General features: G+C 49.0%; 9 protein-coding genes. 8 read left to right on the top strand and 1 reads right to left on the bottom strand.

The annotated features are described in order from the left end of the window. The first annotated feature begins 96 nt into the window (after window positions 1-96). Window positions 97-840: a siderophore ferric iron reductase gene (locus U9J37_RS16505; protein WP_043886502.1), complete on the top strand. Its 744-nt coding sequence runs from the start codon at window positions 97-99 to the stop codon at window positions 838-840. Here the strand turns inward: U9J37_RS16505 and U9J37_RS16510 are convergent. Next, on the bottom strand, window positions 830-2,032 hold the full coding sequence (locus U9J37_RS16510) for an MFS transporter (protein WP_043886503.1): 1,203 nt from the start codon (window positions 2,030-2,032) through the stop codon (window positions 830-832). The two genes, U9J37_RS16505 and U9J37_RS16510, sit on opposite strands and share 11 nt — an antisense overlap. A 151-nt stretch (window positions 2,033-2,183) precedes the next feature. Between U9J37_RS16510 and U9J37_RS16515 the strand changes: the two genes are divergently transcribed. From U9J37_RS16515 to U9J37_RS16545, 7 genes are all read left to right on the top strand, one after another. Continuing rightward, window positions 2,184-2,951 (top strand): ABC transporter ATP-binding protein, encoded by a 768-nt coding sequence (locus U9J37_RS16515; protein WP_005469788.1) that lies wholly within the window; start codon window positions 2,184-2,186, stop codon window positions 2,949-2,951. A gap of 40 nt (window positions 2,952-2,991) precedes the next feature. Then, complete coding sequence (locus tag U9J37_RS16520) at window positions 2,992-3,885, top strand: ABC transporter substrate-binding protein (RefSeq protein WP_005469713.1); 894 nt, start codon at window positions 2,992-2,994, stop codon at window positions 3,883-3,885. Next, window positions 3,885-5,876: a Fe(3+)-hydroxamate ABC transporter permease FhuB gene (gene fhuB / locus U9J37_RS16525; protein WP_043886504.1), complete on the top strand. Its 1,992-nt coding sequence runs from the start codon at window positions 3,885-3,887 to the stop codon at window positions 5,874-5,876. Before U9J37_RS16520 ends, fhuB begins: the two co-directional genes overlap by 1 nt. A gap of 166 nt (window positions 5,877-6,042) precedes the next feature. Further along, window positions 6,043-7,848: an IucA/IucC family protein gene (locus U9J37_RS16530; RefSeq protein WP_005469681.1), complete on the top strand. Its 1,806-nt coding sequence runs from the start codon at window positions 6,043-6,045 to the stop codon at window positions 7,846-7,848. Beyond that, window positions 7,841-8,758 carry a GNAT family N-acetyltransferase gene (locus U9J37_RS16535; RefSeq protein WP_043886505.1) on the top strand — a complete coding sequence of 306 codons (918 nt, stop codon included), beginning with the start codon at window positions 7,841-7,843 and terminating at the stop codon, window positions 8,756-8,758. The genes U9J37_RS16530 and U9J37_RS16535 overlap by 8 nt, the downstream gene beginning before the upstream one ends. Then, complete coding sequence (locus U9J37_RS16540) at window positions 8,758-10,533, top strand: IucA/IucC family protein (protein WP_005469810.1); 1,776 nt, start codon at window positions 8,758-8,760, stop codon at window positions 10,531-10,533. The genes U9J37_RS16535 and U9J37_RS16540 overlap by 1 nt, the downstream gene beginning before the upstream one ends. A 53-nt stretch (window positions 10,534-10,586) precedes the next feature. Beyond that, window positions 10,587-11,897: a lysine N(6)-hydroxylase/L-ornithine N(5)-oxygenase family protein gene (locus U9J37_RS16545; RefSeq protein ID WP_043886506.1), complete on the top strand. Its 1,311-nt coding sequence runs from the start codon at window positions 10,587-10,589 to the stop codon at window positions 11,895-11,897. The last annotated feature ends 60 nt before the right edge of the window (window positions 11,898-11,957 follow it).

Consider the following 11,957-nt stretch of genomic DNA (forward strand, 5'->3'; position numbering starts at 1 on the left):
TCACTTACACAACCCCATTAAAATGATAATCAATTGCATTTACTTGGTGAGTTAATTAGGCTATCCACTCTCACAGCAACGACCAATTAGCCATTCATGAGCACGAACTCTTTTTTTGATCATTTATTTCAACACGCTCAGCAAGTCACCCCTTACTTAGCAGGGAAAGTCGAATCACTCCCCGTAGACTTGCAATCTGAGCGCCTTATCCATATCAGCCAGCCTTGCTCTGAACAAATAGAGCAGCTTTACCTCTCTTTGCAGTCTGCACATCCTGAGGCAGGCAGCGCCTATTGGCTCACTCGTACTTGGACATTACTCTGCTGGCAACCTGTCTATGTGGCGTTTATTTCGATCTATGCATGTCAGGGACTGCCTTACCTCACCCAGATGGCGCAGCAAGTTCAAGAGCGGTTTATTGGTGGATTTCAGTTCGAAGAGGATGAGGTTAGAACAGGAACGAGCGAAGTATTAATCGAGCTGGCAGGGAGTGAACTCATGGTGCTGTTTGACCACTATCGGCAAGAGATGAATCAATGGACGCGCATCAGACCCGGGTTTACCAAGCACCTGATCGCAGATGGCATCTTAGGCTGCATTGTTCGTCTCCACCAGTTCGCTCCCGACTTAAGTCATGATTATCTCAGACAACAAGCCCTGCTTTGGTTGAAAGCCTGTAACTTGCCCGACAAACTCGTTGCGACTTTGCACAGCGACCAACAAGATGGCCACTTGAAACTGGTACGTACGAGCTGCTGCCTTGTCTATAAATGTGACGGACGAGAGCTGTGCAGTGATTGCCCAAGACACCCTGAAAACAAAAAGGTGCTTACCGTTTAGCAAGGCGCAAACGTTCAGACCAAGGGCGATATGCGACCATACCGATGGCAAGAGAAAAGCCAAGACATAAATAGATCGGATAGTGTGGCGACAGGGTTGCGGTAAATGCGAGTAAAGATGCTAAGCCATAGCCTATGGTGTGAGACATAGAAACGTAGCCCGATACCACACCGGGAGTGTCCGGCATCTTCTCTGTCGCCATTGAAGTGTACGCTGGCACCAACAAGGCGGCGCCGACAGAAACAACGGCTGACGCGAGCACGAACACGCCAAAGTAACCGGACAAGAACAAGCCAAACCCAATCAAGAGCGCAATCGAGCCAAGTCGATACATACTCACTGCCGTCAGACGCTTCTTTTTTATAACAAACACTTGCGACAAAAATGTTGCCGCCGCACTGACCGTCAGTAATACCCCAATCGCATCACTGATTTCACTGGTCGACCATTGAGTGACGCTACTAATCAGCGGAGAAAAACTGTATTGCAACAAGGCAATAACCGCACACAAAAGAAGGCCGCTCACTAAAAAGGGCATCAAGACCATCTCAGGTAGCCACGGTGCAGAAGTGCGTTTACGCGAATCGGAATCAAGCGAGTTGGGGTTAGGTAGCCATGCTGCCGCAAGCAAGGCGATAAGAGGTAACAGAATCATTAGCATTAAAGGGGCAAAAGGAGAGAGCTTCAGCGCTAGCACGGCGACAAGTGGACCAATCAAACGGCCAACACTTAAGCCAATGCTGACCGATGTAATGGCTTGCAGGCGGTTCTCTTTGCCACAAAGAAGAATTGCCCAATGCTGGCTTGCTGGCACCATACCTGAGACTGTGCAGCCGTAAATAACCCTTGCCACAATCAAGCCGGTCAGTGTCCAGCCCATTGCCCATTCTCTATCACTGCTCGCCATTGCAAAAAGACAGAGCAGCAGAAAGCTCGCCGTCATTCCTGCAAGTGCTTGGAGGACAACATTTTTTGGTCCGTGGCGATCGCTCACTCTTCCCCAAAAAGGTGCCGAAGGCAAAAACAAGAAACTTCCTACCGCGATAAGCAGTGACCACGTCGAGAGACTGAACGCGGATTGTTCGACCAAAAAAGGAAGTGAGACCAATAAGCCATTTTGCCCCACTCCCATTAGCGCTGCGACCAAACCAATAACCACGAGCTGGAACTGAGAAGATTTTACCCCTGACATACTAAGATACTCTTGAAACGTCAATGTGATGGAATGACACACTGATAGTGATGAGAAATAACCACTTATGATTTTGAAAATCATTATCATTAAGATTAAGTTATGATAAGGTTAGCGCCTTGTAGACAATAACTCAACTTGTAATACCGCTATGTTCCAGTTGGTCGATGCATCATTCCATATTGATGATAGAGCTATTCTATCCCCGACATCCTTAACGTTTTCGCCAGGCAAGGTTACGACGCTACTCGGTCATAATGGCTGTGGAAAGTCGACCTTAATGAAGCTACTCAGTCGCCAAAATGCCCCTTCAACGGGCGAGGTGACGCTTAGTGGCACTCCTGTCAGCCAATTAACGGCGTTGGAATTTGCCCACCGCGTGGCCTATCTACCTCAGCATCCGCCGCTGACTGACGGCGTGACTGTTAGAGAGTTGGTCAGCTTTGGTCGTTATCCTTGGAAAGGAGCATTTGGACGTTACGGAGAGGAAGATAATCGGCTGATTGACCAAGCAATCGACAAAGTTGGCCTCAATTCATTTGCAAACCGTTTTGTCGCCACCCTCTCTGGAGGAGAAAGGCAAAGAGCGTGGGTCGCGATGTTACTGGCTCAGCAAAGTGAATGCATTTTGCTCGATGAGCCCACTTCTGCACTCGATGTTGCCCACCAATACGAGCTTCTTGCCCTCATCAGAGAACTCAATGAATCAATTGGCCTTACTGTGATTATGGTGTTGCATGATGTCAACATGGCCGCAAAGTTTAGCGATCACCTCATTGCACTCCATTCAGGAAAAGTGATCGCGCAAGGCACGCCCGAATCGATGATGACACCAGAAACATTGCTCAAGATTTATGGAATGGAGTTGGCTCTGTTCCCACACCCGGCGACAGGGCAACCCATTAGCTACGTCCCGTAAGTCAACTACCGCTATACACTCAAACTCAAAAGGAACTGTTGTGAAAAGAATCATTCTAGCGCTCACCGCACTGCTTACCTTCCATGTTAATGCGATTGAAATCGAACACGAAATGGGCGTTACGTCCTTTGAACAACGTCCAGAAAAAGTCGTGGCACTCGATTGGGCGTTAACTGAAACCGTACTTAGCCTAGGCATTGCGCCGCAGGGGATCGCTGACGTCAAAGGTTACAACACTTGGGTGGTTGAACCTGCGCTATCCCCTAACGTGATCGATGTCGGCTCTCGTCGTGAGCCCAACCTAGAGCTACTGACTGAAATCAAGCCAGATGTCATCTTGATCAGTAAGCACATGGCCCCTGCCTATGAACAGCTACAAAACATCGCCCCTGTGGTTGTGTTTAGTGTTTTTGGCGAAAGCAAACAGCCAATTGAATCCGCGAAATCCATTACTCTGGCTCTAGGCAAGTTACTTGATAAAGAAGCTCAAGCTCAGCAGGTCATCGCCCAAACAGAGCAACGTTTGCAGCAAAATGGTGACAAGGTTCGCGACGCCAACAAAACTGATAAACCGCTACTGTTTGCGCGTTTTCTAAATGAAAAAACACTGCGCATTCACAGCGATGGCTCATTGGCGCAAGCGACCATTCAAGGTATGGGACTCAAAAACGACTGGAATGAAGAGACCAACGTATGGGGCTTTACCACCGCGGGTACCGAGAAGCTCGCTGAACATCAAAAAGCCAACGTGATGTTATTTGGTCCGCTCAAAGCATCTGAGCGTGAACAGTTAGACAGCAATGCACTGTGGCAAGCGATGGAGTTCACTCGTACAAACTCGGTTTATGAGCTACCTGCCATCTGGACTTTTGGTGGTTTAATCGCTGCACAACGCTTTAGTGACCATATCACCCAACAACTTATTGCACAGTAATGAACACCATAAGCTTGAATAGACCGAACGGGCACTCGTGGAGAGTGCCTTTCTTTGCCATTATTGGCATGGTTGTCTTACTTGGTCTGATCAACTTTTCGGCTCCCTACTCTGGCGGTATCCGTCTTGTGTGGGAGACGATCACACAGTTTGATGCCACCAACTACCAACACTTGATCACCCATCTGACCTATCTTCCCAGATTGACCGTCGCGGTGCTGTGTGGCTTTGCGCTCGCGGTGGCAGGCTGCGTAATGCAGTTTGTGCTGCGCAATCCCATCGCGTCTCCGACAACCTTAGGGGTGGCTGCCGGTGCAGAGCTTGGGTTGGTACTCGGTCTGTTGTTTATTCCCGCTCAGATAGCCGTGTCTGGTTTTATCCCAGCCTTTTTAGGCGGGTGTTTTGCGACAGGACTGGTTTTTCTACTCAGTGCATCTCGAGGGTTTGCGCCTTTACACATGGTGCTTGCTGGCATGGTCATCAGCCTATTTTTAGGTTCATTGAACACCATGCTTATCATGCTCAATGAACAGCAACTGACCAGTGTGTTTGTCTGGGGAGCGGGCGCGCTAAATCAGAATGACTGGTCAAGTGCCAACGCTCTACTGCCACTCGTGATTATCCCGACCACTTTACTCTTGTTGCTACAAAGGCCGCTTTCGGCGCTGCAGTTTGGTGACACGGTCGCGACCTCTATCGGAGTCAATATCAAGCACATCAAACTGGTGTGTTTGTCATTGGCGATCTTTATTGCGGCCGCCGTTGTCAGTGAAGTGGGTCTTATCGGCTTTGTCGGTATCGTTGCCCCCGCTGTCGCTCGTATGCTTGGCGCTAGAAAGCTACTCGCGCAAATTCTCACCAGTGGATTGATCGGCGCGGCAATGCTGTTAGCCGTCGATCTACTTATTCAGCCGTTTTCTGGCGTTGGTGGCGAAATGCTTCCGACCGGAGCAATGACGGCACTCATTGGTGCACCTTTCTTATTGTGGCTGCTGCGCAGAACTTCGCTACAAAGCGATCTAAAAGCGCGAACAGAAACAGTTCAGCATTACCAACATGTCCCAACCATTCGAATCGCGACGGTGTTAACGTTACTGCTGTCTCTATTTGTCGCGGGCGCCATTTTTATCGGCAGGAATCAGTACGGCTGGTCAACTAGCTTGAGTTGGCCGCTGTTTGAACTGCGTGCGCCTCGCGTTTTTGTCGCCCTTCTCGCAGGTATTGGACTAGCGTTTGCTGGCACCATTATTCAACGTATTTCCAATAACCCGATGGCAAGCCCAGAGGTGCTTGGTATTAGCTCTGGCGCTGCGCTGGCATTGGTTCTTGGTACCTTAATAGGCGGTGCTGTCGGTCGAGAGCAGCAAATGTTCATCGGCACCATCGGCGCTTTAAGTGTGATTGGTGTGGTTTGGTTGATGGGTCGAAAGCACCAGTTCGCGCCTACCCAAACCTTGCTCACAGGCATTGCCTTGAGTGCAGGCTTAGACGCATTTTTGAGAATTGCGATGAGCTCTGGTCACGATGACGTGCGAGCGTTACTCACTTGGCTTTCTGGCTCAACGTACTTGGTTTCAAGCCAAGACATCGTACTCCTTTTGGTGGGCGTTACGGTACTCGGTGCTGCTTCCCTTGTTGTCAGTCGGTGGATTGAAATCATGGGTCTGGGCGAGGTTACCGCCAGTGCAATTGGTGTCAACTGCACCAGAGTCAGGCTACTGCTTTTGCTCCTTGTCGCCGCCTATACCACGCTTTGTACCATTGTTATCGGTCCATTGAGTTTTATCGGTTTGCTGGCTCCCCATATGGCGCGTTCACTTCACCAATACCGCGCGGCACCTCAAATGTTAACCGCAGCCCTGATTGGTGCGCTCGTTATGGTCACCGCAGATTGGGCAGGACGAACGCTTTGGTTCCCATGGCAATTTCCCGCAGGCTTGCTTGCATCGATTATTGGTGGGGGATATTTCCTCTATCTTATGAGGCGCTAACTCCCACTTGCTCATTCAGGCACTTCACTCGCCGATCGTCTCGAAGTGCCTGACATTCCTCCCAATTGTTAAAAATATTCACGAAACATAAAAAACTAGTTGATCATAATAATGATAATAATTAGCATTCGCATGTCAGTTTTGTTAATAACTATCGAGAACTATAATGAATCGTACAAACGATCTGCTCAGCACCTCATCGATAATCGATGACATACCCAAGAAGACAAATGGAAATGCTCCTCCCATCGCCTGCTTCCTCAATGCGCTTGCTCGTGAGTGTGAGGCCGTTCAAGTTGTCCATACCGAGACCCAGTCGCGACTTAACATCCCACTAAGTAACCTGCGAACCATTCAAATCGGTTTGCGGTATTTCTCTTCACTGGGCAGTCATGAATACCAACTTCCGGCACAACTTGTTGATTCAAATGGCTCACGTGACATTGAATTTAGTGAAATGCTCCAGCTCATTGTCAGTGACCAGGGCTTAGTGGGCATGGTCAGCCAAGAGCAGCAACAGATTTTTGTTCAACGTGTGCTCGAAAGTGTGCGAAATACCTATCAAGCAATCGAACACTCGCCATACCAACGCCAGCTATTCGAAGAGCGATTAGATTTTAAGACTGCCGAGCAAGGCCTGCTGATTGGTCACTCATTCCATCCGGCGCCCAAGAGCCGAGAGCAGTTTTCTCTGCAAGATGCCAAACGTTACTCCCCTGAAATGGGCTCTCACTTTCCGCTACACTGGTTGGAAGTCCAATCTCACCGCCTCCAGTTTGGCAGCTCCGCCGATGTAAGTTTCGATGAGAGAATGGCTCAACTGGTGGCCCACCATCCGCAGTTGGTTGAGGCACACCAAAACGCGAGAACCCGAGGAAATCAGCTACTGCCTGTGCATCCATGGCAATGGCAGGTGATGCGCGAGCGAGAAGACATTCAAGATTTCATCGAACAAGGTGAAATAACACCACTTGGCCAACTTGGCGCTTCTTGGTATCCGACCTCTTCGACGCGTTCACTGTACGCGCCAACGCTGCCTTATATGTTGAAGTTTTCGTTGAGCGTAAAACTGACCAATTCTGTTCGTAATCTTTCACTTAAAGAAGTGATTCGTGGGACGCGATTAAATGACCTATTCCACTCAACCGAATTAAACAACCAGCTTGGTTCTGAGCGCGGCTTTCAATTAATGCAAGAGCCCGCATTTATCGGCTTAATCGACAAAACAGGGGCAATGATTGACGAAAGTCTTGTGGCATTTAGAGATAACCCTCTTGCAACGAAACCACAAGAAGAGGCCGTTGTCCTTGCAACGCTTACCCAACAAAACCCTTATGCCACATGTTCGCTGGTTGCCCGACGCATTAAAGACTACGCTGCGACTAAACGCATTCCTGAGCCTCTTGCCGCCCAGCAGTGGTTTGATGCGTACTGCCAACACGCTGTCGTCTCTTTGTTTGATTTACAGGCCAATCACGGTGTGGTGTTCCTCGCCCACCAGCAAAACATCGTCATGCAGCTCAAAGATGGCTTCCCTATTGGCATGTATTACCGCGATTGCCAAGGCACTGGTTATACAGATCTTGCCTTTGCACGCTACAGCGACGCACTATCCAACGACAAAGAGAGCCTTGAGAACTACTGGAATCAAGAAAAAGTCAGACGCTACTTTGCCTACTACCTGATTATTAACTCCACCTTCAATGTCATCTCTGCCATTGCCTCAGCAATCAACGTGGAAGAAGCAGATTTGGTGCGCATCTTAAGAGCTCAACTGCAAGCGCTGCTTGATTCGGGCGTCGAGGATGCAGCCTGCTTGAATTACGTACTTGAAAGCGACGTTTTGTGCTGCAAAGGGAATTTCTTCTGCTATCTACAAAATTTCAACGAGAACTCAATCCCTGACCCAGCGGTGATCTACTTCGATCTCGACAACCCATTGGTACAAGTTAAGGAGTCTTCTCATGCATGATTTCACTACCTTTATTTTTGAATATCAACCTGAGCCGACAATACAGCTAACGTTGCAATCCGCTGACATTGAAAACCAAGGGACTCAAGTTGGATTGATAGATGAAATCGATCGACTGTTTACCCGAGAGAAGTCGCTTGCCTCTGTTGCAGTGAGTACCTCTGACCCTATGACTTGGTCCTACCTTGCGCAGCAGTTACCTCTGTTTAATCAAACACTCACTCGTGAAGCCTTCTACCAATCAGGCTATCACTGGCATAAACATACGCCCTCTGCCAATTTCCCACTGCAAAGGGTTCAGTCTGACAGCCGCTATCGTTCTCACCCTTTACGACCGAACAAGCCCAATGGAGAAGTGTACAAGCGCACCGACCTTGATGCGGAACTCGACGTCAGTTTTCGTCTACTCGACATCACTCAAGACATGCCAATGTTCACACGTTGGATGAACAACCCTCGTGTCGCACACTTTTGGGAACAAGCATGGAGTGAAGAAAAGCTGACCGAATTTGCACAAGAGCGACTCAATGACCCGCACATACTGCCTTTGATTGGTGAGTTCAATGGCCAACCCTTTGGCTATGTTGAAGCGTATTGGGTCTGTGAAGATAGATTGAGCCCATACTACGACGTGCAAGATTTTGACCGTGGCATCCACCTGCTTGTCGGAGAACAAGCATTTCGTGGTCCTCGTTTCTTTAACGCTTGGATGCGCGCAATTAGTCACTATTTGTTTATCGACGACAACCGTACACAGCGTATTGTCCTTGAACCCCGCTCTGACAATGAGCGCCTCTTCAATCGTATTCTGCCTTTGGGGTACACAAAATGTTTTGAGTTCAATTTCCCTCACAAACGCTCCGCACTCTTGATGCTTCAACGCGAAGTATTCTTTAAGGAGCAGTGGTAATGGAACAAATCGCGCTACAAAAATACTGGGCGACGGCGAACAAAGCGTTGGTAGGCAAAATCCTCTCTGAGTTCGCGTATGAACAAGCCTTCCAGTTTCAACCTAATGGCGATCGTCTTGGCCTCCATTTGGCGAAAGGCGTGAGCTATAGCTTCTGCGGGCAAACGAACATCTGGGGACAAGTCCGTATTGACCCAAGCACGATCGTCCGTATTGCTGACTCCGAGTCACCCAGTGGTATAACCGCAGCACAATTGATGCGGGATCTTCAACCTTTGCTCAATATGTCCGATGATGCATTTGCCGAGCACCTTGAAGATCTCAATGCCACCCTGCTGGGCGATTGCAAGATCTGGCTGCGCAAAGAGACGATGACGGCCAGAGACCTGGCTCTGCTTGGCGGCGAGCAACAGCAGAGCTACTTCGATGGCCACCCAAAGTTTGCCTTCAACAAAGGACGCAGAGGTTGGGGTTTACACGATCTTCGAGACTATGCGCCGGAAGCAGAAAAAGCCATTCCGCTCGATTGGGTTGCAGTACATCGCGATATTATTCAATTGGCGACCAATCAACACGTCAATTGGCAAGAGCTGTTATCGGCGTCCATCTCGCGTGATGAGCTCAATGAAATGGATCGAATCGTCGCGGCATTTAACGTCGATATCGCGGATTATCACTACGTTCCCGTTCATCCATGGCAGTGGGAGAACAAAGTCGCCATGCTCTTCACTCGAGAGCTCGCACTGAAACAAATGCTGTTTATCGGTTCATTTGGTGATGCGTTTTTACCGCAATTATCGCTGCGCACTTTGAGCAACCTCACCCGCCCCAATAGTTTCGATATTAAACTGCCGCTTACGGTCATGAATACTTCTTGCTATCGAGGCATTCCTGGGAAGTACATTTTGGCAGGCCCGATGGCATCCGATTGGATCGATTCTGTGTTTAAAAGCGATCCTGTGTTGGTTGAAAAAGGTGCGCAAGTCTTGCAAGAACCGGCAGCGGCTTTCGCTCATCAGCACGACTTCCAACAGCTTACTGATGCGCCCTACCGCTATCACGAGTTGCTTGGGGTCATCTGGCGCGAGTCTGCAGCAAGCAAATTGGCGCCAAACGAGCATGCCGTTTTAATGGCCGCGCTAATGGAATCTGACAATCAAGGACAACCATTAATTGCCGAGTATATTGCCCTATCTGGCCTCTCAACCGAGGCATGGCTAACGCAGCTGTTCGATAGTGTGGTTATCCCCTACTACCACTTGTTATGCAAATACGGCGTGTCACTGATTGCTCACGGGCAAAATGTCACCCTAGTGATGGAGAAGCACCAGCCAAAACGCATCCTACTTAAAGATTTTCAGGGTGACATGAGATTGGTCGACCAAGATTATCCAGAACAAGCCTCGCTTCCTGACCCAGTAAAACAGGTGACCGTGCGCTTACCTGAGTCGTTGATCATTCACGATCTACAAACGGGCCACTTCGTCACTACGCTGAGATTTATCTCTCCACTGCTTGCAAAGCTCGGCTTCAGCGAACAGGAGTTTTATCGATTGTTGGGCGATCGAATCAAACGCTACATGGCGGAAAACCCAGAATACCAACACCGATTTGCCAAGTTCGATCTGTTTAAACCTCAGATTTTACGAATTGGACTTAACCTCGCTAAGTTCAGACACAGCACAGACTCAAGTGCTTCAAGAATGCTTCCAGACATGGATGACATGTTGGACAACCCACTCTATCTCGCTCAAGCGAAAACAGAGACCAAATAATAACTATAAAAACATTTAACGCCCGTTTAAGCCCATAGTAAAGGATGATTCAAATGGAAAACACTAACAACGTCAAACTCGACCTTGCAGGTATTGGGGTCGGCCCCTTTAACCTCAGTGTCGCCGCACTTTTAGACACGCAGCCTCAAATCAATGCCACATTTTTTGAAGGTCGTGAACGCTTTTCTTGGCACCCTGGTTTGCTATTGGATAACACCAATATGCAGACCATGTTTTTGAAAGATTTGGTTAGTGCCGTCGCTCCGGAGAATCGTTACTCCTTCCTCTCGTATCTGGTTAGGAACAAAAAGTTCTACCGTTTCCTCTCGGCGGAGCTGAACTGCATCAGCCGACATGAGTTCTCAGACTACCTTGCTTGGGCAGCACACCAAATGGGTAACGTTCAGTTCTCAACTAAGGTAGAGCACGTGGATTACGACGGCGAGCAGTTCACCCTTCATACCAATCAAGGCGCTTACCACGCCAAAAACTTATGTATCGGCACAGGCAAGGTGCCGTCATTCCCTGATTGCAGCAAAAAGTTCATTAGCGACAAGGTATTTCACGCAGCCGAGATTGGGCTGCGAGATCGAGATTTCACCAACAAACGCGTCATGATCGTTGGTGGAGGTCAAAGTGGCGCGGACATTTTCCTTAATGTCTTGCAAAGCAAATGGGGCAAACCTCGCTCGTTGGATTGGCTCTCGCGTCGTTCCAATTTCCAACCGCTCGACGAAGCCGCATTTACCAATGAATTTTTCGCACCGGATTATGTGAACGCATTCATCAACCTATCGCCGGACGTTAAACGCAACGAGATTACTCAGCAAAAGCTCACCTCAGATGGCATAACACAAAAAGCCCTACTGATGATTTATCAAGAGCTTTACCACCGCTTTGATGTTCTCAAAGAAGAAAAGTGGGTGAGATTGCTGCCGCATCGCACTTTAACCAATATGCGTGAAATCAATACTGGCTACGAGCTCTGCGCGGGCAATGCGCTAAGCCAACAAACTGAATACCACCAAGCGGACATCGTTATTCTCGCCACCGGATTTGAGGCACCAACACCTACTTGCCTGAACGGGATTTTGCCGCTGCTCGATCTTGATGAGAACAACCGCTATCAGCTCACCGCCAACTTTGAGCTCAAATGGGCGGGTGCCAAAACCAACAAGATTTTTGCCGTAAACGCCGGCATGCACAGTCACGGCATTGCCGAGCCACAGCTCAGTTTAATGGCGTGGCGAAGCGCGCAAATCATCAACCAGCTCGCTGGGCAAACTCTTTACGACACCGACTCGGGGCAAGGCATGATTGAATGGCTCTCCCCCGATAGCGCCATCAGCAAAGTAGTGGCGTAAGTCAGAAAGTTTTCGTTATTTGCAGGTGCTCAACTTGGTCTCACAAAGCTGAGTACCCGC

The organism is Vibrio sp. 16, from assembly GCF_963681195.1.
Classification (GTDB): domain Bacteria; phylum Pseudomonadota; class Gammaproteobacteria; order Enterobacterales; family Vibrionaceae; genus Vibrio; species Vibrio sinaloensis_D.

Excerpts from the sequence above, each read along its gene's own strand:
- U9J37_RS16505 (WP_043886502.1), top strand. The coding sequence starts at position 97 with ATGAGCACGAACTCTTTTTTTGATCATTTATTTCAACACGCTCAGCAA.
- U9J37_RS16510 (WP_043886503.1), bottom strand. The coding sequence starts at position 2,032 with ATGTCAGGGGTAAAATCTTCTCAGTTCCAGCTCGTGGTTATTGGTTTG.
- U9J37_RS16515 (WP_005469788.1), top strand. The coding sequence starts at position 2,184 with ATGTTCCAGTTGGTCGATGCATCATTCCATATTGATGATAGAGCTATT.
- fhuB (WP_043886504.1), top strand. The coding sequence starts at position 3,885 with ATGAACACCATAAGCTTGAATAGACCGAACGGGCACTCGTGGAGAGTG.
- U9J37_RS16530 (WP_005469681.1), top strand. The coding sequence starts at position 6,043 with ATGAATCGTACAAACGATCTGCTCAGCACCTCATCGATAATCGATGAC.
- U9J37_RS16535 (WP_043886505.1), top strand. The coding sequence starts at position 7,841 with ATGCATGATTTCACTACCTTTATTTTTGAATATCAACCTGAGCCGACA.
- U9J37_RS16540 (WP_005469810.1), top strand. The coding sequence starts at position 8,758 with ATGGAACAAATCGCGCTACAAAAATACTGGGCGACGGCGAACAAAGCG.
- U9J37_RS16545 (WP_043886506.1), top strand. The coding sequence starts at position 10,587 with ATGGAAAACACTAACAACGTCAAACTCGACCTTGCAGGTATTGGGGTC.